The organism is Pseudomonas sp. Pme6b (genome assembly GCF_058129925.1).
Window position 1 is genome coordinate 1,190,039 of record NZ_CM176704.1, and the last position, 24,313, is coordinate 1,214,351.

22 protein-coding genes and 1 pseudogene are annotated in these 24,313 nt (G+C 59.8%); 12 read left to right on the top strand and 11 right to left on the bottom strand.

The features are described 5' to 3' along the window. Positions 1-6: 6 nt before the first annotated feature. Genes AC4ANE_RS05385 through AC4ANE_RS05395 form a run of 3 tightly spaced genes read right to left on the bottom strand, consistent with a single transcriptional unit; the run spans position 7 to position 2,296 of the window. On the bottom strand, positions 7-408 hold the full coding sequence (locus AC4ANE_RS05385) for a hypothetical protein (RefSeq protein ID WP_002555263.1): 402 nt from the start codon (positions 406-408) through the stop codon (positions 7-9). 49 nt (positions 409-457) lie between these two features. Further along, positions 458-1,600 carry an endonuclease/exonuclease/phosphatase family protein gene (locus AC4ANE_RS05390; RefSeq protein ID WP_031596703.1) on the bottom strand — a complete coding sequence of 381 codons (1,143 nt, stop codon included), beginning with the start codon at positions 1,598-1,600 and terminating at the stop codon, positions 458-460. Positions 1,601-1,633: 33 nt separating this feature from the next. Further along, entirely contained in the window at positions 1,634-2,296 is a 663-nt protein-coding gene (locus tag AC4ANE_RS05395; RefSeq protein WP_002555261.1) for a YciC family protein, read from the bottom strand. A 197-nt stretch (positions 2,297-2,493) separates the two neighbouring features. Between AC4ANE_RS05395 and AC4ANE_RS05400 the strand changes: the two genes are divergently transcribed. The 3 genes from AC4ANE_RS05400 to AC4ANE_RS05410 all read left to right on the top strand — a co-directional run bounded on the left by AC4ANE_RS05400 (position 2,494) and on the right by AC4ANE_RS05410 (position 4,578). Continuing rightward, on the top strand, positions 2,494-3,198 hold the full coding sequence (locus AC4ANE_RS05400) for a DUF2076 domain-containing protein (protein ID WP_031596702.1): 705 nt from the start codon (positions 2,494-2,496) through the stop codon (positions 3,196-3,198). A 270-nt stretch (positions 3,199-3,468) separates the two neighbouring features. After that, the gene (locus tag AC4ANE_RS05405) at positions 3,469-3,945 is read left to right on the top strand and encodes an NYN domain-containing protein (protein WP_002555259.1); all 477 of its coding nucleotides are present in this window, start codon (positions 3,469-3,471) and stop codon (positions 3,943-3,945) included. A 21-nt stretch (positions 3,946-3,966) separates the two neighbouring features. Further along, positions 3,967-4,578: a 3'-5' exonuclease gene (locus tag AC4ANE_RS05410; RefSeq protein ID WP_005745439.1), complete on the top strand. Its 612-nt coding sequence runs from the start codon at positions 3,967-3,969 to the stop codon at positions 4,576-4,578. Between the two features lie 4 nt (positions 4,579-4,582). Here AC4ANE_RS05410 and AC4ANE_RS05415 read toward each other — a convergent pair whose 3' ends face one another. Next, complete coding sequence (locus AC4ANE_RS05415) at positions 4,583-5,050, bottom strand: Lrp/AsnC family transcriptional regulator (RefSeq protein WP_002555257.1); 468 nt, start codon at positions 5,048-5,050, stop codon at positions 4,583-4,585. A gap of 167 nt (positions 5,051-5,217) precedes the next feature. Here AC4ANE_RS05415 and yedA point away from each other — a divergent pair, with 167 nt between their 5' ends. Both yedA and rhlE1 read left to right on the top strand, forming a co-directional pair. Continuing rightward, positions 5,218-6,132 carry a drug/metabolite exporter YedA gene (gene yedA / locus AC4ANE_RS05420; protein ID WP_031596701.1) on the top strand — a complete coding sequence of 305 codons (915 nt, stop codon included), beginning with the start codon at positions 5,218-5,220 and terminating at the stop codon, positions 6,130-6,132. Positions 6,133-6,194: 62 nt separating this feature from the next. Continuing rightward, complete coding sequence (gene rhlE1 / locus AC4ANE_RS05425) at positions 6,195-7,523, top strand: RNA helicase RhlE1 (protein WP_002555255.1); 1,329 nt, start codon at positions 6,195-6,197, stop codon at positions 7,521-7,523. A gap of 223 nt (positions 7,524-7,746) precedes the next feature. Here the strand turns inward: rhlE1 and AC4ANE_RS05430 are convergent, their stop codons facing one another. Next, on the bottom strand, positions 7,747-8,985 hold the full coding sequence (locus tag AC4ANE_RS05430; protein WP_002555254.1) for a TIGR03862 family flavoprotein: 1,239 nt from the start codon (positions 8,983-8,985) through the stop codon (positions 7,747-7,749). 106 nt (positions 8,986-9,091) lie between these two features. Next, positions 9,092-10,009: a histone deacetylase family protein gene (locus tag AC4ANE_RS05435; protein ID WP_002555253.1), complete on the bottom strand. Its 918-nt coding sequence runs from the start codon at positions 10,007-10,009 to the stop codon at positions 9,092-9,094. Between the two features lie 120 nt (positions 10,010-10,129). Between AC4ANE_RS05435 and AC4ANE_RS05440 the strand changes: the two genes are divergently transcribed. From AC4ANE_RS05440 to AC4ANE_RS05450, 3 genes are all read left to right on the top strand, one after another. Next, on the top strand, positions 10,130-10,699 hold the full coding sequence (locus tag AC4ANE_RS05440) for a GNAT family N-acetyltransferase (protein WP_002555252.1): 570 nt from the start codon (positions 10,130-10,132) through the stop codon (positions 10,697-10,699). Positions 10,700-10,838: 139 nt separating this feature from the next. Beyond that, positions 10,839-11,708, top strand: a complete 870-nt coding sequence (gene tesB, locus AC4ANE_RS05445) for an acyl-CoA thioesterase II (RefSeq protein WP_460408750.1) — start codon at positions 10,839-10,841, stop codon at positions 11,706-11,708. After that, complete coding sequence (locus AC4ANE_RS05450; RefSeq protein ID WP_031596697.1) at positions 11,705-12,295, top strand: HAD family hydrolase; 591 nt, start codon at positions 11,705-11,707, stop codon at positions 12,293-12,295. Before tesB ends, AC4ANE_RS05450 begins: the two co-directional genes overlap by 4 nt. Positions 12,296-12,535: 240 nt before the next feature. Here the strand turns inward: AC4ANE_RS05450 and AC4ANE_RS05455 are convergent, their stop codons facing one another. From AC4ANE_RS05455 to AC4ANE_RS05475, 5 genes and pseudogenes are all read right to left on the bottom strand, one after another. After that, positions 12,536-13,525 (bottom strand): hypothetical protein, encoded by a 990-nt coding sequence (locus AC4ANE_RS05455; protein WP_002555249.1) that lies wholly within the window; start codon positions 13,523-13,525, stop codon positions 12,536-12,538. Between the two features lie 4 nt (positions 13,526-13,529). Continuing rightward, positions 13,530-14,420: a KPN_02809 family neutral zinc metallopeptidase gene (ypfJ, locus tag AC4ANE_RS05460; RefSeq protein ID WP_460408751.1), complete on the bottom strand. Its 891-nt coding sequence runs from the start codon at positions 14,418-14,420 to the stop codon at positions 13,530-13,532. Positions 14,421-14,556: 136 nt separating this feature from the next. After that, the gene (locus AC4ANE_RS05465; RefSeq protein ID WP_002555247.1) at positions 14,557-15,840 is read right to left on the bottom strand and encodes an MFS transporter; all 1,284 of its coding nucleotides are present in this window, start codon (positions 15,838-15,840) and stop codon (positions 14,557-14,559) included. 269 nt (positions 15,841-16,109) lie between these two features. After that, entirely contained in the window at positions 16,110-17,195 is a 1,086-nt protein-coding gene (trmA, locus tag AC4ANE_RS05470; protein ID WP_002555246.1) for a tRNA (uridine(54)-C5)-methyltransferase TrmA, read from the bottom strand. Then, positions 17,192-18,486, bottom strand: a pseudogene (locus AC4ANE_RS05475) (NCS2 family permease). The gene trmA and the pseudogene AC4ANE_RS05475 overlap by 4 nt, the downstream one beginning before the upstream one ends. A gap of 264 nt (positions 18,487-18,750) precedes the next feature. On the opposite strand from AC4ANE_RS05475, the gene AC4ANE_RS05480 reads away from it, so the two are divergent. From AC4ANE_RS05480 to AC4ANE_RS05495, 4 genes are all read left to right on the top strand, one after another. Continuing rightward, positions 18,751-19,281, top strand: coding sequence for a (2Fe-2S)-binding protein (locus AC4ANE_RS05480; protein ID WP_002555244.1), 531 nt, complete (start codon positions 18,751-18,753; stop codon positions 19,279-19,281). Further along, complete coding sequence (locus AC4ANE_RS05485; RefSeq protein WP_002555243.1) at positions 19,278-20,267, top strand: FAD binding domain-containing protein; 990 nt, start codon at positions 19,278-19,280, stop codon at positions 20,265-20,267. Before AC4ANE_RS05480 ends, AC4ANE_RS05485 begins: the two co-directional genes overlap by 4 nt. After that, complete coding sequence (locus tag AC4ANE_RS05490) at positions 20,264-22,465, top strand: xanthine dehydrogenase family protein molybdopterin-binding subunit (protein WP_002555242.1); 2,202 nt, start codon at positions 20,264-20,266, stop codon at positions 22,463-22,465. The genes AC4ANE_RS05485 and AC4ANE_RS05490 overlap by 4 nt, the downstream gene beginning before the upstream one ends. A 406-nt stretch (positions 22,466-22,871) precedes the next feature. Further along, a complete protein-coding gene (locus AC4ANE_RS05495; RefSeq protein ID WP_002555241.1) occupies positions 22,872-24,311 on the top strand; it encodes a cytochrome ubiquinol oxidase subunit I in 1,440 nt (479 codons plus the stop codon). Positions 24,312-24,313 lie beyond the last annotated feature (2 nt).

The following is a 24,313-nucleotide window of genomic DNA, read 5'->3' on the forward strand; positions in this document are numbered from 1 at the left end:
GTTGCTTTACTCGCAGTCTTTGCGTGAAAGCGTGATCGATGTAATGAACTCGCCTGTCGAGCTGGAGTACGAATAAGTGATTTTGTTACCCAGCTCCAGCACCAATAGATAGGCTGTCTGCTTACACAAGCTGCCTTGGATTTGCTGAGTCAGGTAGCTGTCGTAGTAGACTTTTTCGCCAGGCCTTCCGTTGTAACCATTGATCGTGAGGTTGTAGAGGACGGTGTGATCAGCATAGGCAATCGTGTCTATTCGGGTCATAAGGTCCAGCATGATGGGAAGCTGTGTCTTTTGCTGATCGATTACCGCCGCCAGTGCTTCGTTTCCATCTTTAGCCCAGAGGGGAGTTATGAAGCAAAGTGCTGCAGCGCCCCCCAAAATAGTTTTAGCAACGTTAAGTTTTTTCAACTCAATATCCTTATTTTAGAAAACTATCTGATTACAGAGCAGGAACCCCTCAAGGCAAAACCGGCAACAAAAACCGCCCAATCACCGGCAAATGATCAGAGATCAACAAAGTATCGTCCCGCCGTACCCTCGCACTGACCCGATTCAAACTCGGGCTGTAAAACAGGTAATCCACCGTCCGGTCCGGCCCGTTGATGCGGCTGTCGTTGGGGAAGTGCGTCAGCCATTTGCCGCGGTCTATGCCGCTGGATTCGGCGTTGTCGGGGATCATCGGGTATTTCTCCCACAGCTCGTGCAGCTCGCTGTCGGCGGCGTAGCCGAGGCGCTGTTCTTCGGGGAGGCGCTGGTATTGGCCCAGCGGCAGCAGGTTGAAGTCGCCGCCGATCAGCCATGGTGTGCCGCCGCTTTCCAGTTTGTCCAACTGCTTTTCAGTGGCGACGATCTGTTTTTGTGCGGTGTCGCCGGTGTGTCTGGCGGTGGTCAGGCTGGTGTTGATGACGGCCAGTTTGCCGCCGTCACGCAGGGGCAGGTAGCTGACCAGCAAGGCATCCTTGGGCTGGAACTGACGGCTGATGATGTTGGCGTCTGGCACCGGCAGTTGCACGCGTTCGGCACTGTCGATGTGGAAGCGGCTGAGGGTCGCCAGTTTTCTGCCGACGCTGCCCCAGATATGCGGGTTGGGTACAAACTCCGATTTCCAGTAGAACGCCTGCGTGCTGCAGGGGTAGAGGTCCGCCACTCGCTCTTTGATCAATGCCAGTTGGTCTTCGTAATCGGAGTTTTTGGCACCATCGTCGACCCCTTGCAGCAGCACGATGTCAGGCTGTTCGTCACGGATGACCCGCGCCACTTCATCCAGGTTATAGGAAAGGTCTTCATGGGTCGGGCGTTCGTCCGGGCCGCTGCCGTCGGCCATGTCGTACCAGAACACATAGCGCTTGCCCGCCAGGTACTGGATGTTCCAGGTCATGACTTTGAGGGCTTGCCCCGGCACCAGCTTGGGCGCTTGAACCGCAGGATTGCAGCTGGCCGGGAGTAACTCGCGAGCTGGAGGGCGCCACGTCAGTTGGTAAACCATTACCAGCAATACGGCGACCAGCAGCAGGCTGTACAGGGTCAGACGTAGCAGTAGACGTGGCATCGGCTCGACTTGGAGCGCCTGGCGCTCGGTGAGGGATTCGGTATTTAGCATACCGAATCGGTGCGTCTGGCGTCAGCTGTTGGTTCAGGCCCTGTGCGCGGGCTCGCTGATCAGCATGAACAGGCGGAACGTCACAATGGTGGTGAACAGTTGCAGGAAGCTGCCGATGCTGTCGGTGATCACGGAAACCGCTGCGCTTTGCGGTTCCGGAAACAGGTACAGGCTGGCGCCCTCAAGCAGCCACAGGGGAATGTAGACGCTCAGTACGCACACCAGAATGCGGGTGAAGTGCCCGGTGGTCATCAGCATGCTTTCGCGCATGGCCATGAACGGCGTGAGCTTGCGCAGGACCAGCAGGTATTCACAGAACGCCAGCTTGATCATGACCCAGAGGCCGGGGACCACGAACAGCGAAAGGCCGAACATGATCAGGAGAGTGCTCATTGCCGAGAGCACGGCGAAGGTGGGCCACAGGCGCAACGCCATGGCCAGCAGGTCGCGGGTGTAGACGTCTTCGCCACGGCTGCGTGCGTCGAGAAACAGGATCAGTGCCGCTGTATAGATAGGGTAGAAAAACAGCCCGATGACCAATTCGTAGGCAGGCGACGTGTCGGCGGGCATGGCGTTGCTCAGCGCTTGTTTGGCCAGCACCTCGAGTATCACGACAGGCAGGCACAGCAGCATAATGCTGCCCAGATTGCGCCGAAAGAAATAGAGCGAATCCTGGATGACGGTCAACGGGTTCATGTAGATAGATCGCAGGCTAAAAGCAGGCGCACACTTTAGCCCATGGCCCCTGCCGAACCAAGCGCAGTGGTGGTGGGCCGAGATCTTCTTATCTTTTTCTTCATGTCATTGAAGCGGGTGGATGAGGCCCCATTTTCTGAGCATGGTCCTGCCGGTGCGGCAGGAAAGAATTCCAGTGGCAACTCAGTGAGGTGGTCATGAACAGCGAAGAGCAAACCCTGATTGATGGTCTTTTCTCGAAACTGAAAGACGCCGAGACGGCATCCGCTCCGCGAGATGCTGCGGCCGAGGCGCGCATCAAGGAGCATCTGACTCGCCAGCCCGCTGCGCCGTATTACATGACGCAGGCGATTCTGGTGCAGGAAGCTGCGGTCAATCAGCTCAATCAGCAGGTGAAACAGCGCGACGAGCAGATCCAGCAGTTGCAGGCTGAGCTTCAGCAGGCCAAGGGGCAATCTTCGTCAGCGCCGGCCAGCGGCGGGTTTCTGTCGAGTATTTTCGGCAGCAGCGTCTCGCGAGCGCCTCAGGCTCAGCCGGGCCAGACGTCGGGTGGTGGCTGGCGCGACGGTGCCGGTTTCAATCCAGCCCCTGCGCCCGCAGCGCCGCAGGGCGGTTATGCCGCGCCTGCTCCGGCTGCGGGCAGTGGCTTTCTCGGCGGTGCGTTGAAGACCGCTGCCGGTGTGGTGGGCGGTGTGCTGCTGGCAGAGGGCATCAGCAGCATGTTCAGCCACCACAGCCAGCCGCAGGAGATCGTCGAGGTCATTCACGACGCGCCACAGGCTCAGGACACCGGCTCGTTCAATGATCAGGGCGGTTGGGGACAGCCGGATCAGCAGTACACGGCCGATGACAGCTTTGACGATGGCGGCGACATGTTTTCTGATGATGATTCGTTTGTTTGAGGACGCAGTGAGCGCTTCTCGCGCTCCAGAACAGACAATTATCGTTCCGCACTCTCCTGTGAGGGAATGCCTTGGGTGACGCTCCGCGTCACAGGTCTGCGCCGCGCCGCCCATTCAAGATCGGGCGTGGAGCGTCCAGAAATGCGTGCGACGCGGAGCGTCGCACGATAGTTGAAGCTCAATTCCGTTCCCAAGCTGGCATACTGGGCGCCGATTCACATTCCGGATCGCTGTAACCAGTGGGCGTGTTGCCCGCCATGAGGAATTGCGGTGAAGAAGATCGCGGTGTTCGCCGACGTGCAGAACCTGTATTACACCGTGCGCCAGGCGCATGGCTGTCATTTCAATTACGCCGCCTTGTGGGCGGATATCAGCAAGCGCGGCGAGATTGTTCACGCGTTTGCCTACGCCATCGATCGTGGCGACAGCAAACAACAGCAGTTCCAGCAGATCCTGCGCAATCTGGGGTTTACCGTCAGGCTCAAGCCGTACATCCAGCGCAGCGACGGTTCGGCGAAAGGGGACTGGGATGTCGGCATCACCATCGATATCATGGATTTCGCGCCGCAAGTGGACGAAGTCGTGCTGGCGTCGGGTGATGGCGATTTCGACATGTTGCTCGAACGTGTGATCAGCAAACATGGTGTTGAGGCGGTGGCCTATGGCGTGCCGGGGCTGACTGCGAACTCGTTGATCCGCGCCGCCAGCCGTTACGTGCCGATCGAAGGCGCGTTGTTGTTGAAATGAATTTACAGGGCCAGGCCAGTGTTGGAACGTATTGCAGTCATCGACTTTGAAACCACCGGCATCTCCCCGGGCCATAGCTGCCGGGCAACCGAGATTGCCGTGGTCATCATGGAGCAGGGGCGTATCGTCGAGCGCTTTCAGAGCCTGATGAATGCCGGGGTGCGTATTCCTGCGTTTATCGAAGGGTTGACCGGCATCAGCAACAACATGATTCGTACCGCCCCCAGCGCCGAGCGGGTGATGGGCGATGTAGCGGATTTCGTCGGCGCCACGCCGCTGGTCGCGCACAACGCCTCGTTCGACCAGAAGTTCTGGGACTACGAACTGTCGCGCATTCAGCGCAAGCGCGAACAGAGCTTCGCCTGTTCGATGCTGCTGGCCCGACGCCTGATGCCTGGCGCACCGAATCACAAGCTTGGCACGCTGACCAGCTACGCGCGCCTGCCCAATACCGGCAAGGCTCACCGGGCGATGGCGGATGCGGAAATGGCCGCTAACCTCACGGCGTATCTGACCAACGAACTGCGCAACACCCACGGTATCGCCGCAATCTCCCACCAGATGCTCTGCTCGCTGCAGAAAGTCCCCGCCGCCAAGATCGGCGAAACACTCAAGCGTCAGCGCGGCTTCTGATCTTTTAGTGTTCCTGCTTGCCGTTGCTGGTCAGATAATCGGCCGGCAGGCTGCGCTCCACTGCTGTCGACAGCACGATTGAGGTTTTGCTGAAGCCAAACCTGGCGATCCGATTGATCAGGTCTTCCAGGTGCGGCATCGAATCCACCGCAGCCCTCATGATCACGCACGGGTCGCCCGTCACCCGGTAACACTGGATCAGTTCAGGGACCTGCCACAGCTCCTTGTACGCCTGCTGATTGCCGTGACTGCCCATGCGCAACTCGATCAGGCATTGAATCGGCAAGCCGACCTTTGACAGATCGACCTTCGCCTCATAACCAGTGATCACGCCGCTGGCCTCAAGCTTGGCGACCCGCTCGGCCACGGCGGGCGCGGACAGGTTGACCAGTTTCGCCAGCTGCGCAAAAGACGCCCGGCCATTTTTCAGCAGCTCATCGAGCAGAATCCGATCGTATTTATCCAGCGTCATGACGTGCCTCGTGCTGTGCGATGGGTCATTTTAAAATAAAAGGAAAGCAGACCTTACAAGCATTGAATCGTAAGTTTCAGTGCGGTTTAAACAGGTTTGTCTGCTTAATATCCGCATCTGGCCTTCATACAATAGGTCCACCATAACAATGATCCCAGAGCCTTGCCATGCCTCAGTCCGTTCGTGTTTCGCCGTTGCTCATTGGTGCTTTTCTGGCCTTGTACCTGATCTGGGGCTCTACCTATCTGGTCATCCGTATTGGCGTAGAGTCATGGCCGCCGCTGATGATGGCTGGCGTGCGTTTTCTGATTGCCGGGTGCCTGATGTACGGTTTCCTGCGTTATCGCGGCGTGCCAGCACCGACCTGGCGCGAGTGGAAGGCGGCGTTTGTGATTGGCTTCCTGCTATTGGCATGCGGTAACGGCGGTGTGACGCTGGCCGAGCACGCAGGCGTTGCATCAGGCGTCGCGGCGCTGGCGGTGGCGACCATGCCGCTGTTTACCTTGCTGTTCGGCCTGTTCTGGGGCAATCGCACCACTAATCTGGAGTGGGCGGGCATCGTGCTGGGCCTGATCGGTATCGGCCTGCTGAATCTCGGCTCCAATCTGCAAGCCAGCCCTTATGGCGCTGCGCTGGTGCTCTTTGCCGCTGCGTCGTGGGCGTTCGGCTCTGTATTGAGCAAGCATATGCCGTTGCCCAAAGGACCGATGGCCAGTGCGGCGGAAATGATCACTGCCGGAGCGACGCTGCTGATCGGTAGCGCTTTGAGCGGCGAGCGTCTTGCGCATATGCCGACTGCGGCGGGCTGGGGCGCGCTGCTGTATCTGGTGGTGTTTGGCTCTATCGTCGCGTTCAGCGCGTATATGTACCTGCTCAAGAACGTGCGCCCGGCAGCCGCAACCAGCTATGCCTACGTCAACCCGGCAGTGGCGGTGATGCTTGGCGTGGTGTTTGCGGGAGAGACTATCGGTATTGAAGAGTGCCTGGCCATGGTGGTGATTATCAGCGCTGTCGTGCTGATTGGCCTGCCGCAATGGCGCAGGTCGGCGGTACGAAAGGTCGGATCGACACGCACAAGCTAACCGAGGCGGGCCGGACAGGTTAAACTGCGCGCCTTGCGTTGAATTTTTCCTACGGTATTTCCATGACATTCGCCTCTCTCGGCCTGATCGAACCCTTGCTGCGCGCTCTTGAAGCGCTCGGTTACCAGACTCCGACGCCTGTACAGACCCAGGCAATTCCTCCGGTACTGGCAGGCCGCGATCTGATGGCAGCTGCCCAGACCGGCACCGGCAAGACCGCAGGTTTTGCCTTGCCGCTGTTGCAGCGCCTGACCATGGAAGGGCCGAAAGTCGCGCCTAATTGCGTTCGCGCGCTGGTATTGGCCCCGACCCGCGAACTGGCCGATCAGGTTCACGAAAGCATTCGTCAGTATGCCGAGCACCTGCCGTTGAGCACTTACGCAGCCTACGGTGGCGTGAGCATCAACCCGCAAATGATGAAGCTGCGCAAGGGCGTGGACGTGCTGGTTGCGACACCGGGACGTCTGCTCGACCTGCATCGTCAGAATGCAGTCAAGTTCTCGCAGTTGCAGACTCTTATCCTTGATGAAGCCGACCGCATGCTTGATCTGGGCTTCGCCGAGGAATTGCGTGGCATCTACGCGGTACTGCCCAAGCAGCGCCAGACCTTGCTGTTCTCCGCGACCTTTTCCGACGAAATTCGTCTGCTGGCCGCGCAGATGCTCAATGACCCGCTGACCATCGAGGTCAGCCCGCGCAACGTGGCGGCGTCATCGGTCAAGCAATGGGTTGTGACCGTGGACAAGAAGCGCAAGGCTGATCTGTTCATCCATCTGATGAAAAAGCATCGCTGGGGCCAGGTGCTGGTGTTCGCCAAGACCCGGGTTGGCGTTGATCAACTAGTGGACCGTTTGCAGGGTCTGGGTCTGAACGCTGATGGCATTCACGGCGACAAGCCGCAGGCTACTCGCCAGCGTGCGCTGGATCGTTTCAAGAGCAATGAAGTGAAGATTCTGGTTGCCACCGACGTGGCGGCTCGTGGTCTGGATATCGATGATCTGCCGACGGTCGTCAATCTGGACCTGCCGATTGTGGCCGAGGATTACATCCACCGTATTGGCCGCACCGGCCGGGCGGGCCTGACGGGCGAGGCGATCTCGCTGGTGTGTGCCGATGAAGTCGAACTGCTGTCGGCCATCGAAGTGCTGACCCGCCAGACGCTTGAGCGCAAGGAAGAACAGGACTTTGAGCCTGAGCACCGGGTGCCGACTACAGATGCCAGCGGCCAGATCCTGAAAAAACCCAAGAAACCGAAAAAGCCCAAGGTCTCGGGCAGCAAACGTAACCTGGGCAAATGGGTCGACAGCGGCGAGTCAGAGCCTGCGCCAGCGGTCAAACCCATACGTAAAGTGCCGGTCTTCAACACCGGCCCGCGCAAGAAGAAGCCTTGATATACGCATGTGGGCGCGAGCCGGGCGACGCTCCCACAGAAGGATTTATGTATAACGTGAGCAAGCTCCCACAGGTTATCCGTGGGCTTTGTGGGAGCGAACTTGTTCGCGAAGAGGGCAGCGCAGTCGACGAATTTGCTGCGTTTGGAATATAGCCTTCGCGAACAAATTCCCACAGAAAGGGTTTATGTATAACGCTGAGTGCAGAGCATACGCACAGGAATCACTGTGAGTTCAGCCACTCCACCATCCCCAGCCCCGCAGCGCGGCCACTGGCGAAGCAGGCGGTCAGCAGGTAGCCGCCTGTAGGGGCTTCCCAGTCGAGCATTTCGCCTGCGCAGAACACGCCGGGCAATTGCCTGAGCATCAGACGCTCGTCCATGGCTTCGAAGGTCACGCCACCGGCGGTGCTGATGGCCTCATCGATGGGGCGTGGTTTGATCAGGGGCAGTGGCAACGCCTTGATGGCTTCACTCAACAACAGCGGATCGGCAAACGCTTCACGAGGCGCAAGCTCGCGTAAAAGCGCTGCCTTTGCGCCGTCCAGGCCCAATTGGCTGTGCAGGTGCTTGGACATCGAGCGCGAGCCACGTGGTTTGCTCAGGGCTTTTTGAATGTCTGTCAGCGTTTTGCCGGGCAGCAGGTCAATGTCCACTGTCGCCGAGCCGCGAAGGTTGATCTGTTCACGAATCTGCGCCGACAGTGCATACACCAGACTGCCTTCCACGCCCGTCCCGGTCAGCACGCATTCGCCCAGGCGCAGGGCATGGCCATGCAGACCCATGGCGATATTTTTCAATGGTGCACCGGCAAACTTGTCGCGCAGCAGGTCGCTCCAGGCGCTCACTTCGAAACCACAGTTGGCGGCCTGCAGAGGTGCAACCTCGACCTGCCTTGCTTGCAGCCATGGCAGCCAGGCCCCGTCAGACCCCAGCCGGGCCCAACTGGCACCGCCCAGTGCCAACAACGTGGCCGCAGGGTTGAGCGCCTTTTCTCCATCAGCGCAGGCAATGCGCAGGCTGCCATCGGGGTTCCATCCCAGCCAGCGGTGACGGGTATGGATCGTGACGCCCGCATCACGCAGCCGCTTGAGCCAGGCGCGTAGTAGCGGGGCGGCTTTCATGTCAGTGGGGAAAACACGGCCCGAGCTGCCGACAAACGTCTCGATACCCAGCGCATGAATCCACTGGCACAGCTGATCGGCACTAAAACTACGCAAAAAAGGCGCGATCATCGGCGAACGTTCAGCGTAGCGCGACAAAAAAGCCGGGTAGGGCTCGGAGTGCGTTATGTTCATGCCGCCAACCCCGGCCAGCAGAAACTTGCGCCCTACTGAGGGCATGGTGTCATACAGATCGACGTTCAGCCCTGCCTGGCTCAACACCTCTGCTGCCATCAACCCCGCAGGGCCGCCTCCGATAATGGCGACGGTTCGGGAAGCAGGAGAGGCGAGGTCGGTCATGGTCAGTGAAGTATTGATAGCAGAAGATGCGGGCATTCTACCCGAGCGTTGTTTTCAGATGTGGTGCAACTCATTGGCTGCAATTGCGATGAGGCGCAACGCGTTGTCATAAGCCCATGTCGTCCCAGACCCGTTGCGCACTGTGATGCAGGATCCCGTGGCGTCTTGCCAGCGCCTGACGGTCCTTGCTGTAGCCGCCGCCGATCACGCCCATGACCGGAATGTCGCGGCTCAGGCAATGACGCAACACGGCTTCGTCGCGATTGGCCACGCCCTGATCGGTCAGTTGCAGATAGCCCAGCGCATCATCCTTGTGAACGTCCACTCCTGCGTCATACAGCACAAGATCCGGCTTGTAGAACGGCAAGAGGTAGTTGAGCAGATCGTCGACCACGTTGAGGTAATCGGCGTCGCCCATCCCCATCGGCAGCGGGATATCCCAGTCGCTCTGCGCCTTGCGTGCCGGGAAATTCTTTTCGCAGTGCAGCGAGACGGTAATGGCGTCTTCGGTATCGGCCAGAATACGTGCGGTACCGTCGCCTTGATGCACATCGCAGTCGAAGATCAGCACCTTGTCCACGCGGCCGCTTTGCAACAGGTACTGACTGATCACTGCCAGGTCGTTGAAAATGCAGAAACCGGCCGGGTAATCATAGTGCGCATGATGGGTGCCGCCCGCCAAGTGGCAAGCCATACCGTGCTTCAAGGCCTGCTCGGCAGTCAGTAACGAACCACCCACGGCACGAACCGTGCGACGTGCCAGCGCCTCGCTCCAGGGCAGGCCCAGACGCCGCTGGTCTTCACGGGACAGGTCGCCATTAAGGTAGCGGCTGATGTAGGACGGGTCATGAGCCAGCGCCAGAATGTCCGCCGGGCATAACTCGGGACGCATTAATTGAACGTCACTGGTCAGGCCGCTGTCGACCAGGTAGTCACGTAACAGACGGAACTTGTCCATCGGGAAGCGGTGATCTGCCGGGAAGTCCGGGCTGTAGTCTTCATGGTAGATAAGCGGTAGGGACATTTTGCGTCCGTTGACAGGTCGAAGCCCGATAGTGCCAGCAAAGCATGCGCACGCCCAGTTGTCTGGCGTAGTGGATAACTACACTGACGCCCACTCATGTCTCGTTACACGGGGGAATCGATGGAACCGATACTCAAGCTAGACAGCGCCCGGCTGCTGATGCGGCAGTGGCGCGACGATGACTTGCCAGCATTCGCCGAGATGTGCGCGGACCCGCGCGTGATGCGTTATTTCCCCGAACCGCTGAGCCGTCTTGAAAGCGCCGCCATGATCGGACGGTTACGTGGTCATTTTGCCGAATTGGGCTTCGGGTTTTGGGCGCTGGAGCGTAAGGATACCGGCGAATTCATCGGTTTTACCGGTCTGCATGTTGTGGGTTTCAAGGCACCTTTTACGCCGGCCGTGGAAATCGGCTGGCGGCTGGCTTATGACCACTGGGGCCTGGGCTTTGCCAGCGAGGCGGCATGGACCGCGCTGGGCTGTGGTTTCGAGCGCCTGAATTTGAAGGAGATCGTGTCGTTTACCGCGGTCAATAATCAGCCGTCGCAAAAAGTTATGCAGGCAATCGGTATGCAGCAGGATGAGTCCGGCAACTTCGATCATCCCAATCTGGATGACGGCCATCCGCTCAAGCCGCACGTGCTGTACCGGATCAGCCATGAGCAGTGGCTCAGGACGCTGAAGCCTTGATCAGGGTGTAGATTGAATTAAGCCAACCATCTTAAATCTGTATCATTCCATTCCAGTGGGATGGGCCAGAGGCCTGTCGGAAAATGCAGCGACTGCCGTTGCCGTAAAAGTGCAGAGTCGATGTGCAAGAGGAGTGAGAATGAGCCAAGTGCTGGATGATCTGGTTGAGTTGCTGACGCTGGAAGCCATTGAAGAGAATCTTTTTCGCGGCCGCAGCCAGGACCTGGGTTTTCGCCAGCTGTTTGGCGGTCAGGTGCTGGGGCAGTTGTTGTCTGCCGCCAGTCAGACCGTCGAAGAGGATCGCCACGTTCACTCGCTGCACGGCTATTTTCTGCGCCCTGGCGATGCAGGCCTGCCGGTGGTCTATCAAGTGGACCGCGTGCGCGACGGCGGCAGTTTCAGCACGCGCCGTGTGACTGCCATTCAGAAGGGCAAGCCGATTTTCACGTGCAGCGCCTCTTTTCAGTACGACGAAGAGGGCTTTGAGCACCAGGCGTCGATGCCGCAGATTGTCGGTCCGGAAAACCTGCCGTCCGAGCTAGAGCTGCTGACGGGCCGAGCACACCTGATCCCCGAAGCGATGCACGACAAGTTTCTGCGCCCCAAACCGATTCAGTTCCGCCCCGTGACATCCGAAGACCCGTACGATCCCAAGCCAGGCGAGCCGGTGAAGTACGTGTGGTTTCGCGCCGATGGCAGCCTGTCGGACATGCAGGCGCTGCATCGTTACATGCTGGCTTATGCCTCCGACTTCAACCTGCTGACCACTTCGTTACGGCCGCATGGCAAGACGGTCTGGCAGCGCGATATGCAGGTCGCCAGCCTCGATCACTCGCTGTGGTTCCACAACGACCTGCGCACCGATGACTGGCTGCTCTATGCAATGGACAGTCCCTGGGCAGGCAACTCCCGCGGTTTCTCACGCGGCAGTATCTTCAACCGCGCCGGGCAACTGGTTGCATCGGTCAGCCAGGAAGGGCTGATCCGCCATCGCAAGGATTGGGCATGACACTCGACGGCATACAGCACTGGGTGTTTGACATGGATGGCACCCTGACCATCCCGGTCCACGACTTCCCGGCAATCAAGCGTGAACTGGGCATCCTTCAGGACGACGACATTCTGTGGCATCTTGCCGCGTTGCCCGCTGAGGAATCGGCGGCCAAACACGCCTGGCTGCTTGAGCACGAGCGCGATCTGGCGCTGGCTTCGCAGCCTGCCGAGGGCGCGGTCGAGCTGGTTCGTGAGTTGTCGGCGCGCGGCTATCGGTTGGGAATACTGACCCGCAACGCTCAAGAGCTCGCGTACATCACCTTGAAAGCCATCGGCCTCGCTGACTGCTTTGCTGTCGAGGATGTACTGGGCCGCGACGAAGCGACCCCCAAGCCGGATCCGGCGGGTTTGCTGACGCTGGCCGCTCGCTGGAGTGTCGAGCCGGAGAAGATGGTCATGATCGGCGACTACATGCATGACCTGAACTGCGGCCGTGCGGCGGGCGCCAAGACTGTTCTGGTCAACCTGAAGGACAACCCCTGGCCGGAGCTGACTGACTGGCATGCGGAGGATTGCACAGTGCTGCGCGGGATGTTGGGGTGATCTGGGCTGCCTACCGTGCCAATGCGGAGCGCTCACCGTTATCCACAAGTGTTTGTGGGAGCGACCGGGGCGGCGATCCGCATTGCTCGCGAAGACGGTATTTCAGTCGATGCATTTTCGACGATTATGTTGACCCTTTCGCGAACAAGTTCGCTCCCACGGCCTCCGGCCAGAATCAAAAGCGGACTTGTATGTAGCGTTGAACGCGGAGCGTGGGGACGATAGTTATATCCCTATCACTCAAAACGGCTTGAACAGCACCGCCTGGCCTTCCGGTGAAGTGAAGATCCCGTCGCCGTTGTGGCCGACTTTCGGCACGATCACCAGACGCTGGTTCAGCCCTTCCGGGTGACGCTTCTGCAGATAGTTGAAGTAGTTCTGTCCGCGAATCAGGCGGTAGGGACCTTGCGCTTCGGCGGCACAGGTCTTGTCCAGCGCCGGGTGGTTGCGGTCGGTGTCCAGCTCGCCCATCAGGTAAGTGATGTCGCGCTTCACGTAATTCTTCTCGATGTCAGCCGGCTTTTCCTTTCCCGAATAGAACGGCATCTTGTTCAGACCGTATTTCCACTCGTCGAAATCAGGGCAGCTCTGCGCCGTTACCGGTTCAGGCCGCTCTGCGTCGAAATAGGCATAGGACGACGGGTTGGCAATCACATAACGCAGCTTCACGCCTTCCCGCTGCAGCAGAGCATCTTCCTTGCCGCCGATCATCGCGTAGCGCTGCACCACCTGGGCACCACCGGAATGCCCGGCAATGACCACTTCTTTGAGATTCGGGAACAGCTTGCTGTCGCTCAGACGCTTGAGGATATGGTCCAGGACCAGAAACGAACTGACGGGCTTGGGATTGGTGGCGGTTGCGCCTTCCATCCAGCTGTTCTGGCGCCAGCGCAGAATCGACTCCGGCAGGTGATGCGCGACAATGTCCTTCTCATCCAGAAATTGCGGGGCGATCAGCAAGGTCTTGCTGCGCTCTTTGGATTGATTGGCAGCACGTTCGATGCTGCGCAGGTAGGTTTGCGCATTACGCAGGCGGCCGTGCAGCACGATCACCGCGCGCTCGATCTTCGGCTTGGGGTGTACCCATTCCTGGCTAAGCCCCAGTGTCGCCTCTGCACCATTGATGGCCAGGCGATCCGGACTGATAGACGTAACCGCTTGATCCTCGGCATGCGCCCCGAGGCTCGCGAAGGCAGTGCTCAACAACAGGACCAGAAGCGGTTTAATCATGTGTTCAGAGACTCTTGGCGGCGAATGTATCGCATTGATTGATTTGGCCTTGGGCAAAGCCTGCCTTGAACCAGCGTACACGCTGGGCAGACGTCCCATGAGTAAAGGAGTCCGGAGCGACTCGACCACTGCTTTGCTGTTGCAAGCGATCATCGCCGATAGCGTTGGCCGCATTCAATGCCTCTTCAATATCACCCGGCTCAAGCCAGTTCAAACGATTTTGTGCGTTGTACGCCCAAACACCTGCAAAGCAGTCCGCCTGAAGCTCCTGGCGGACCAGTAAACCGTTGGCACCTTCCATTTTTTGCCCGGCCTGACGAGCCTTGTCGACCTTGGCAGAAATGCCCAGCAGGGTCTGCACATGGTGCCCGACTTCGTGGGCAATCACGTAAGCCTGGGCGAAGTCTCCAGCGGCGGAAAAGCGTTGGGCCATTTCGCGGAAGAAGTCCATGTCCAGATAGACCTGCTGGTCAGCCGGGCAGTAGAACGGGCCGGTCGCCGAGGTGGCGCGACCGCAAGCCGAGTTGACCTGGCCGCTGAACAGCACCAGCGTCGGGTCCTTGTACTCGCGACCGTTCTGAGCAAACACAGCACGCCAGGTGTCTTCGGTATCGCCGAGGATGCTGCGCACGAATTCGGCTTGCTGGTCGTTGGCCGGTGGCGCCTGACGCGTTTGCGCGCTGGGTGGAGCGCTTTGCTCGGTGCCTTGCCCGGTCAGTTGCCCGAGAATCTGCATCGGGTCCTGACCGGTCAGCAGGCCGATGGCAACGATGATCACAATGCCGCCCAGGCCCAGCCCCTTGCCACCGATGCGCATGCCACCGCCGCCGCCACTGCTGTCGCCATCGCGCGCATCGACTACGTTGTCGCTACGTCGGCCTTTTTTCCAGAGCATGTCGGATCCCTCTTCTTTTCGTGCAATGAGTGTCGCTGCTGATACAGGTCTGCGCCAGTCTGGCGGTCCGGCCAGCGTGTGCAGGATGCGAGGGTATAGAGGTGCGAGAGAGCCGATTGGTTCGGGAAGTCCGTGTCTAGCTTTTCACGGGCTGCGCCTGCAACATGTCAGGCGGCGACGCATCGGCAAAACGGTCGACCTGCCGCAGTGATTTGAAGCACGTCATCCATGCGCCGACCACGCCCAATGTGCAGACGCCACCCATGATTGCCGCAGGTATGGCGCCGACCAGCGAGGCGCTGGTGCCTGCGCGAAACTCGCCCAGCTCATTGGATGAACCGATAAACAGCATGTTCACGGCATTGACCCGGCCGCGCATGTTGTCCGGCGTCGAAAACTGCACCAGCGCAGAGCGAATGAACACGCTGACCATGTCCGCCGCGCCCGCGACCAGCAGGGCCGGGCACGACAGCCAGAACAGTGTCGACAGTGCAAACACCAGATTCGCTACGCCGAACAGGCCGACGGCAATAAACATGGTCATGCCGACGTTGCGCTGCAGCGGGTGCATGCTCAGGTAAATACCGACGCCCAGCTCGCCCAGGCTCATCGACGCACGCAGCATGCCCAGCCCTTGGGGGCCCAGATTCAGCACTTCATGGGCGTAAATCGGCAGCAGCGCCACCACGCCGCCGAGCAGCACGGCGAACAGGTCCAGCGAAATGGTGCCGAGGATGATCGGTCGCGAGCGGATGAAGGCAATTCCCGCGGTGAACCGGCCCCAGGCGCTGGAGCCAAGTTCCACTGGCTTGCCGGCAAAGGGCGTCGCTACAGGGGCCAGAAACAGGATGCCAGCTATGAATGCTGCCACGCAGACTGAATACGTCAGTTCTGCGCCGCCCAGCCAATACAGATAGCCGCCGATCAGCGGGCCGCCAACGGTCGAACAGCGCATGATCACACTGTTGGTGGCAATGGCCGAAGGCAGTTGGTCACGCGGGACAATCTGTGGCAGCAGGCTTTGCAGGGCCGGGCCGGTGAAGGCGCGGGCGCAGCCGTATAGCATCAGCGCGGCGTAGATAAGCCGCAGGTCTTGCAGCTTGAGGGCCGAAAACACAAACAGAATGGTGCCGCAGAACGCCTGCACGCCCCAACTGATCATCAGGATGACCTTGCGGTTGTAGCGGTCGATCAGGTCCCCGGCAGGCATCAACAGCAGCAACATGGGAATAAACTGAGCAAGGCCGACATACGCCAGTGCCATTGGCTCGCGGGTCATGTCATAGACCTGCCAGGCGACCACCACTGCCTGAATCTGCATGGCAAACACAGCCATCAGGCGCGAGAGGATAAAACTGACGAAACCGGGCTGGCTGGACAACTTGACCGGGGCAGGGGAGGCGGAAGACTCAGAGCTCAAGAAAGGGATCCCATTGAAGCGGCTAATTCACGTTTTCGGTTTATACCTTAGCGTATCGATAGGAAGCTAATAAATATTCTGACAGTTTCGCCGTGACGGGTATGAAAGAATCTGCGCCGCGCCGCATGTACAGGATAGGACGCGGAGCGTCCGGAACGGCATGCGACGCAGAGCGCCGCACGATAGTCGAGATTATCGTTCCTCACGCTCCAGCGTGGGAATGCCTTGGGTGACGCTCCGCGTCGCACGATAGTGGCGTCCGGGGAGCTTCAACGGCGAACCAGCAGTACACCCGATTCCATGTGGTGGGTGTACGGAAACTGGTCGAACAGGGCGCAGCGCTCGACCCGGTGGGTGTCGTGCAACTGGGCGATGTTGGCGGCCAGGGTTTCCGGGTTGCAGGAGATGTACAAAATGCGCTCGAAGCGGCGCGTCAGTTCGCAGGTGTCCGGGTCCATGCCGGCGCGTGGCGGGTCGACGAAGACGCTGCCGAAGTCGTAGCTCTTCAGGTCCACACCGTGCAGACGGCGGAACGGGCGCACTTCATTAAGGGCTTCGGTCAGTTCTTCGGCTGACAGGCGCACCAGCGTGACGTTGTCCACGCCGTTGTCATCCAGGTTGCTCAGCGCCGCGTTGACCGAGGTCTTGCTGATTTCGGTCGCCAGCACCTTGCGCACGCGGGTGGCCAGCGGCAGGGTGAAGTTGCCATTGCCGCAGTACAACTCCAGCAGGTCGTCTTGCCGCTCGCCCAGCGCATCAAAGGCCCAGTTGAGCATCTTGCCGTTCACCGTGCCGTTGGGCTGGGTGAAAGCGCCTTCCGGTTGGCGGTAGCTGAAGGTGTGGCCAGCCACGTCGAGCTTCTCGGTCACGTAGTCCTGGCCGATGATCAGCTTCTGGCCCTTGGAACGACCGATCAGGCTCACGTTCAGCTCAGCCGCCAATTGCTCGGCAGCGGCTTGCCATTCAGCGTCCAGCGGGCGGTGATAGCACATGGTGATCATCGCATCACCCGCCAGCGTGGTCAGGAAGTCCACCTGAAACAGCTTGTGATTCAACGTCGGGCTGGCTTCCCAGCGCTCGCGCAGCACCGGCATCAGCGCGTTGATGCGCTCGCTGGCGATCGGCAGGCCTTCCAGCAGGATCGGTGTCCTGTTGTCGCCCGGCGCGAACATCGCGTAATAACGCTTTTGGTCTTCGCGCCACAGGCGAAATTCGGCGCGCAGCCGATAGTACTCGCGCGGTGAATCAAACACCTGCGGCTCAGGTGCATCGAACGGCGCCAGCAACTCGCGCAGGCGAACGGTTTTTTCTTCGAGCTGACGGTCGTAGCTCGCAGGGTCGAAAGGAACACTCATGCGTTGAGCCAGCCCAGCTTGATCACGAACAGGATCGACAGGATCACCAGCGCGGAATTCAGCTCGCGCCAGCGTCCTGACAACAGCTTGATCGCTGTCCAGGAAATGAAACCAAAGGCAATGCCGTTGGCAATGGAGTAGGTGAACGGCATCGCCAGAGCGGTAATCACCACCGGCGCTGCGACGGTGATGTCGTCCCAGTCGATTTCAGCCATGCCGGACGCCATCAGCACGGCGACGAACAGCAGCGCCGGTGCGGTGGCAAAGGCGGGCACGCTGCCGGCCAGCGGGGCGAAGAACAGCGCCAGCAGGAACAGCACGGCGACCACTACGGCGGTAAGACCGGTGCGGCCACCCGCGCTGACGCCCGCAGCCGACTCGATGTAGCTGGTGGTGGTCGAGGTGCCCAGCAGGGAACCGGCCATCGCGGCAGTACTGTCGGCGATCAGCGCACGGCCCATTTTCGGCATGTGCCCGTCCTTGCCCATCAGCCCGGCGCGTTTGGCCACGCCGATCAGGGTGCCGGAGTTATCGAAAATATCGACGAACAGGAAGGCGAAGATGATGCTCACCAGACCAACGTCCAGCGCGCCCATGATGTCCAGCTGCATGAAGGTCGGGCCAGCGAAGGCGGCATCGACACCACACCTCCAAACGGCGTGAAGCCCAGCACGATGGACACCAGGGTGACCGCGAGGATGCCGATCAGCACCGCGCCGCGCACTTTGAGGTGGTCCAGCGCCACGATCAGAAAGAAGCCCAGGGTAGCCAGCACCGGAGCAGGCTGCTTGAGGTCGCCCATGCCAATGATGGTGGCCGGGTTGCTGACCACGATTCCGGCGTTATGCAGGGCGATCAGTGCCAGAAACAGGCCGATACCAGCGGCAATGGCCGAACGCAGGGGCAGAGGGATGCTGTTGATGATCCATTCACGGATGCGAAAGATCGACAGAATGAAGAACATCACCGCCGAGATGAACACTGCACCCAGCGCGACCTGCCAGCTGTGACCCATGTGCAGGACCACGGTGTAGGTAAAGAAGGCGTTCAGGCCCATGCCCGGTGCGAGGGCGATCGGGTAGTTGGCGATCAGCCCCATCACCGTCGAGCCGATGGCGGCTGCCAGGCAGGTGGCGACGAATACCGCGCCCTTGTCCATGCCGGTTTCGCCGAGGATGCTCGGGTTGACGAACAGGATGTAGGCCATCGCCAGGAAAGTCGTGACGCCCGCGAGAATCTCGGTCCGCACGTTGGTGTTGTGTGCCTTGAGTTGAAACAGCCTTTCCAGCATGTCTGGCTCTCCGTGACGCGGCGCGCGTCGTGAATGATCGACTCCAACAGCAAAGCACAGACTGCGAGGCAGCCCGTTTGATTTCTGCGGGTCGGAAAAAGCCGCGCATCATACCAGCAGCGGGTCAGGATGGCTGCCTGTGGATAAGGGCCTTTCGATGACAAGTGCGCTCATCAAGAAAGCCTGAACGTTGCAAACCTCACGAAGTCCGACCCCTTAAGACGCATAAAAATGCGCTAAGCGAACGCCTACCGTGAGGTTTCCATGAGTGCAACGACCCCGAACCCGAAGGATTTCGCGACCCACGCGATTTCTCTTACCCTGAACGGGCAGCAGCGCCAGCTGGACGTGCTGCCCTGGACCACCCTGCTGGATCTGCTGCGTGATCAGCTCGACCTGGTCGGCACCAAGAAAGGCTGCGACCACGGCCAGTGTGGTGCATGTACCGTACTGCGTGACGGTACGCGCATCAATGCCTGCCTGACGTTGGCGATCATGTGCGACGGCGCCGAACTGACCACCATTGAAGGTCTTGCCGACGGCGATCAGTTGCATCCAATGCAGCAGGCGTTCATCAAGAACGATGCGTTCCAGTGTGGCTATTGCACGCCCGGGCAGATCTGCTCGGCTGTCGGGCTGGCCAACGAGGGGCGCGCCAGCACGCGTGCCGAGATCCAGGAACTGATGAGCGGTAACCTGTGCCGCTGCGGTGCGTACAGCAATATTCTTGCGGCGGTCGAAGAGGCCTTGCCACAGTTTCACAATGCAGCGCCGAAGCCGGAGGTGAACGCATGAATCCGTTTACCTACAGCAAGCCGACCGACATCACCGCAGCGGTCAACCTGAGCGGGCCTGCCACGCGTTTCATTGCTGGCGGCACCAACCTGCTCGACCTGATGAAAGAAAACGTCGCAACGCCTGAACATTTGATCGATATCACCGGCCTGCCATTAAGGAAGGTCAGCGAAACGGCTTCTGGCGGACTGATGATCGGCGCCCTGGTGAGTAATGCCGACCTGGCGTATCACCCGTTGATCGAGGCACGGTACCCGTTGCTGAGCAAAGCCGTCCTGGCCGGTGCCTCGCCACAGTTGCGCAATATGGCCAGCACTGGCGGCAACCTGTTGCAACGGACCCGTTGCTATTACTTCTATGACACCGGTGTGCCGTGCAACAAGCGTGAACCGGGCAGCGGCTGCCCGGCGCGTGAAGGTCTGAACCGTATTCACGCAATCCTCGGTGCCAGTGACGAATGTGTCGCCACGCATCCATCCGACATGTGCGTGGCCCTTGCTGCGCTGGAGGCTGTGGTGCATGTCGAAGGACGTGCCGGTCGCCGCACCATCGAGTTCGCGGATTTCCACCGCCTGCCGGGTGATGCGCCGCAACGCGACAACCAATTGGCCGATGATGAGTTGATCATCGCGGTCGAGCTGCCTGCACAGGGCTTTGCCAGTCACAACGCTTATCTGAAGATTCGTGATCGCGCATCCTATGCGTTTGCCCTGATATCGGTCGCTGCTGCCATTGATCTGGACGGTGACGTGGTACGCGACGTGCGTCTGGCGCTGGGTGGCGTCGCGCACAAGCCGTGGCGCGACAAAGCGGTCGAGGCATTGTTGATCGGTAAACCGGTCACTCGCGAGCACTTCGCCGCTGTGGCAGACGCCATGCTTGAAGATGCCAGGCCTCTGGAGCACAACGGTTTCAAAGTCAGGCTGGCCCGCCGCGCGATCATTCGCGCCTTGAGCGATGCCGCAACAGGAGGAAGCGCCCGATGAACCAGCCATTTTCGCCAATGGGCAAGCCGGTAGACCGCGTCGACGGCCGACTGAAAGTGACAGGCGGCGCGCGCTACGCCGGTGAGTACCCTGAAGAAGGGCTGCTGTATGCCAGCGTGGTCTCCAGCACCATCGCCAACGGTCGCGTCGTCAGCATCGATACCAGCGAGGCGTTGAAAGTCGCGGGTGTCGTCGCCGTCATCGACCATACCAATCGTCCTTCAGTGGCCAGCTACGACGAAAACTACGAAGACGCTGACTCGGCCGACGGTTCGCCGTTTCGGCCTTTTTACAACGACAACGTTATGTACAGCGGCCAGCCGCTTGCGCTGGTCGTTGCCGATACGCTGGAGCTGGCACGGCACGCCGGTTCGCTGGTGCGTATCGAATATGAACAGCAGGCTCACGAGACCGATTTGCAGGTCATGCTCGACACTGCCCATGACGCGCCTGCCGAACTGCCGCCGCCGCGTGGCAACTTCGAGGGTGAGCTGGCCAGTTCTGCGCTCAGCGTTGACGTGACCTACAGCACGCCCAGCGAATACCACAACCCGATGGAACCGCATGCTTCCACCGTCCTGTATCAGGCTGACGGCAGCCTGCAGATTCACGACAAGACCCAGGGCACGCAGAACTGTCAGGACTACCTGCATAAGGTCTTCGGTCTGGAAAAGGACAAGATCCGCGTGCTGGCAGCCTTCGTCGGCGGTGCCTTCGGTTCAGGCCTGCGCCCGCAATATCAGCTGCCATTGGCGGTGATGGCGGCGTTGCATCTGAAGCGCTCGGTGCGCCTGACCCTGACCCGACAACAGATGTTCACCTTCGGCTATCGCCCGCGCACCGTGCAGCGCTTGCGTCTGGGGGCGGCTGCCAACGGTCGTCTGCTGGCCATTGGGCATGAAGCCATCGGCCAGACTTCGCGATTCGAGGACTTCAGCGAGCATGTTGTTGAGTGGAGCGGCATGCTCTATCACTGCGATAACGTGCAACTGACCTACAAGCTGGTGCCGCTGGACGTGTTTACGCCGTTGGATATGCGTGCGCCGGGCGCTGCATTGGGCATGATCGGTCTGGAGTGCGCCATGGACGAGCTGGCCTGTGCGCTGGCCATCGACCCTGTGCGCCTGCGCCTGACCAATTACGCCGAACGCAACGGTAATGAAGACAAACCTTACTCCAGCAAAGAGCTGCGCGAGTGCTATCGCCAGGGCGCCGAGCGTTTTGGTTGGGAAAGTCGCAACCCCGAGCCGCGCAGCATGCGTCAAGGTCGCCAACTGGTCGGCTGGGGCATGGCGGGCGGTGTCTGGGAAGCCATGCAGATGAAAGCCAGCGCCAAGGCGCGTCTTGAGGCTGATGGCAGTTTAGTAGTCAGCAGTGCCACGACTGACATCGGTACGGGTACGTACACTGTGATGACGCAGATCGCTGCTGAAGCCTCGGGCATCGATGTGCAGAATGTCACCTTTCTACTGGGTGACTCTTCGTTGCCGACCGCGCCTTTGCAGGGCGGCTCGTTTACTGTGTCTTCAGTGGGTACAGCGGTGCAGCAGGCGTGTCAGGCCCTGCAGCGTCAGGTGCTGGAAGTTGCCAAAGGGCTTCATCCGCAGTTCGCATCTGCCACGCCGGATGAGGTGCGTTTCGAAGCGGGCAAGCTGTATGTGGGCGAGCAGGCGCTGTCGATGGCAGAGCTGGCTGCCTTTCAAGCCAGTGGTGCGATTGAAGTGCAAGTTGATGCCGAGCCGGACAAGAAGCGTGAAGCCTACGCAGCGGCGACGCACTCGGCGGTATTCGTCGAAGTGCTGGTCGACGAGGACCTGGGTACGATCAAGGTCAATCGCGTGGTCAGTGCCGTGGCAGCGGGCCGGGTGGTTAACCCGAAGATGGCGCGTAGCCAGATTCTGGGCGGTGTTGTTTGGGGGATGGGCATGGCGCTTCAGGAAGAGGCGATGCTTGATCACACCTTGGGTCGCCCGATGAACCACAGCCTGGCCGAGTACCATATTCCGGTTAACGCTGATATCGGCGACATTGACGTGCTTTTTGTCGAAGAACACGACGAGATCGTCAACGCGCTGGGTTCCAAAGGCGTCGGCGAGATCGGCATCGTGGGCGTACCGGCAGCGATTGCCAACGCGATCTACCACGCCACCGGCAAGCGGATCCGCGAGTTTCCGATCACGCTGGACAAGTTGTTGTAATCGCGCGCGCAAATCCAACTGCTTATCGTGCCAACGCCCTGCGTTGGCATGCGGTTCTGGACGCTCTGCGTCCTCTTGCGTAGGTGGTGCGGCGCAGGTGTGACGCGGAGCTTTACGAACGGCATTCTCACGCTAGAGCGTGAGGAGCGGTGGGCGTCTGCAAGTGCTCTACCGGTGAGACAACTCGCCACGCGACAATAGACCACACGACTTTAGCGGCTGAACAGGACTACTCTTTCATGGTCGATTGATCTGCATCATTGCGTTCAGGCAGTGATCAGTGCTTCGGCCAGCGTTTTCGCCATCGGAAACGCCAGAATAAAGAAACATAAGCACTCATTACCGTGGGAGCAATCGTTGTTGGCTCACAGCCAGCAGCAGGTTTCATCTGAGAGAGGAACATATTATGTTCGGTTTAGAGGCTATAGATCTCGCCCGAATTCAGTTCGCATTCACCATTTCGTTTCACATCCTGTTTCCTGCCATCACTATTGGTCTGGCAAGTTACCTGGCTGTGCTCGAAGGTCTGTGGCTGAAGACCCGCGATGACATCTACCGTGACCTGTACCACTTCTGGTCGAAGATCTTTGCCGTCAACTTCGGCATGGGCGTGGTCTCCGGGCTGGTCATGGCCTATCAATTCGGCACCAACTGGAGCCGCTTCTCCGATTTTGCAGGTGCTGTTACCGGCCCGCTGCTGACCTACGAGGTACTGACCGCCTTCTTCCTTGAAGCGGGTTTCCTCGGCGTCATGCTGTTCGGCTGGAACCGTGTCGGCCGTAAGCTGCACTTCTTTTCCACGGTGATGGTTGCCATTGGTACGCTGATCTCCACGTTCTGGATTCTGTCGTCCAACAGCTGGATGCAGACGCCGCAAGGTTTCGAGATCATCGACGGCCGTGTCATTCCGACCGACTGGTTCGCAGTGGTGTTCAACCCCTCGTTCCCGTACCGCCTGACGCACATGGCGATTGCCGCATTCGTGGCCACTGCGTTCTTCGTCGGTTCATCGGCTGCCTGGCACCTGTTGCGCGGTCGCGATACACCCGCCGTACGCAAAATGCTTTCGATGGCCATGTGGATGGCCTTGCTGGTTGCACCTATTCAGGCAGTGGTCGGTGACTTCCACGGTCTGAATACGCTCAAGCATCAGCCGGCGAAGATCGCCGCCATTGAAGGCCACTGGGAAAACGTCGGTGACGAACCGACCCCGCTGATCCTGTTCGGCATTCCCGACATGAAGGAAGAGCGTACCAAGTACGCGGTGGAAATTCCGTACCTGGGCAGCCTGATCCTGACCCACAGCCTCGACAAGCAGGTGCCGGCGCTCAAGGAGTTCAAGCCTGAGGATCGCCCTAATTCGACAATCGTATTCTGGTCGTTCCGGGTCATGGTCGCCCTCGGCATGCTGATGATCTTCACCGGCCTGTGGAGCCTGTGGCTGCGCAAGCGCGGCACGCTGTATAACTCGCGTCCGTTCCTGTACCTGGCGCTGTGGATGGGGCCGTCTGGCCTTATCGCGATTCTCGCCGGCTGGTTTACTACCGAAATCGGTCGTCAGCCGTGGGTCGTGTATGGCCTGATGCGCACCGCCGATGCATCGTCCGGCCACAGCGTGGCGCAGATGAGCATCACTCTGGTGCTGTTCGTGGTCGTGTATTTCGTGCTGTTCGGTGCAGGTCTTGGCTACATGATGCGCCTGGTTCGCAAGGGGCCAAAAGCCTATGTCGAACATGTGCCTCACGGTGGTCCCGGCCAACAACGCACTCCGGCCCGTCCGCTCTCCGCTGCTGTTGAAGGCGAAGAAGATGGCGACCATCCTGACCGTCTCGGCAAGGGGATTTAAGC

Bases quoted from the DNA above. Each gene is read 5' to 3' on its own strand.
- AC4ANE_RS05390 (WP_031596703.1), bottom strand. From the start codon at position 1,600: ATGCTAAATACCGAATCCCTCACCGAGCGCCAGGCGCTCCAAGTCGAG.
- AC4ANE_RS05395 (WP_002555261.1), bottom strand. From the start codon at position 2,296: ATGAACCCGTTGACCGTCATCCAGGATTCGCTCTATTTCTTTCGGCGC.
- AC4ANE_RS05400 (WP_031596702.1), top strand. From the start codon at position 2,494: ATGAACAGCGAAGAGCAAACCCTGATTGATGGTCTTTTCTCGAAACTG.
- AC4ANE_RS05415 (WP_002555257.1), bottom strand. From the start codon at position 5,050: ATGACGCTGGATAAATACGATCGGATTCTGCTCGATGAGCTGCTGAAA.
- yedA (WP_031596701.1), top strand. From the start codon at position 5,218: ATGCCTCAGTCCGTTCGTGTTTCGCCGTTGCTCATTGGTGCTTTTCTG.
- rhlE1 (WP_002555255.1), top strand. From the start codon at position 6,195: ATGACATTCGCCTCTCTCGGCCTGATCGAACCCTTGCTGCGCGCTCTT.
- AC4ANE_RS05430 (WP_002555254.1), bottom strand. From the start codon at position 8,985: ATGACCGACCTCGCCTCTCCTGCTTCCCGAACCGTCGCCATTATCGGA.
- AC4ANE_RS05435 (WP_002555253.1), bottom strand. From the start codon at position 10,009: ATGTCCCTACCGCTTATCTACCATGAAGACTACAGCCCGGACTTCCCG.
- AC4ANE_RS05440 (WP_002555252.1), top strand. From the start codon at position 10,130: ATGGAACCGATACTCAAGCTAGACAGCGCCCGGCTGCTGATGCGGCAG.
- tesB (WP_460408750.1), top strand. From the start codon at position 10,839: ATGAGCCAAGTGCTGGATGATCTGGTTGAGTTGCTGACGCTGGAAGCC.
- AC4ANE_RS05450 (WP_031596697.1), top strand. From the start codon at position 11,705: ATGACACTCGACGGCATACAGCACTGGGTGTTTGACATGGATGGCACC.
- AC4ANE_RS05455 (WP_002555249.1), bottom strand. From the start codon at position 13,525: ATGATTAAACCGCTTCTGGTCCTGTTGTTGAGCACTGCCTTCGCGAGC.
- ypfJ (WP_460408751.1), bottom strand. From the start codon at position 14,420: ATGCTCTGGAAAAAAGGCCGACGTAGCGACAACGTAGTCGATGCGCGC.
- trmA (WP_002555246.1), bottom strand. From the start codon at position 17,195: ATGAGTGTTCCTTTCGACCCTGCGAGCTACGACCGTCAGCTCGAAGAA.
- AC4ANE_RS05480 (WP_002555244.1), top strand. From the start codon at position 18,751: ATGAGTGCAACGACCCCGAACCCGAAGGATTTCGCGACCCACGCGATT.
- AC4ANE_RS05485 (WP_002555243.1), top strand. From the start codon at position 19,278: ATGAATCCGTTTACCTACAGCAAGCCGACCGACATCACCGCAGCGGTC.
- AC4ANE_RS05490 (WP_002555242.1), top strand. From the start codon at position 20,264: ATGAACCAGCCATTTTCGCCAATGGGCAAGCCGGTAGACCGCGTCGAC.
- AC4ANE_RS05495 (WP_002555241.1), top strand. From the start codon at position 22,872: ATGTTCGGTTTAGAGGCTATAGATCTCGCCCGAATTCAGTTCGCATTC.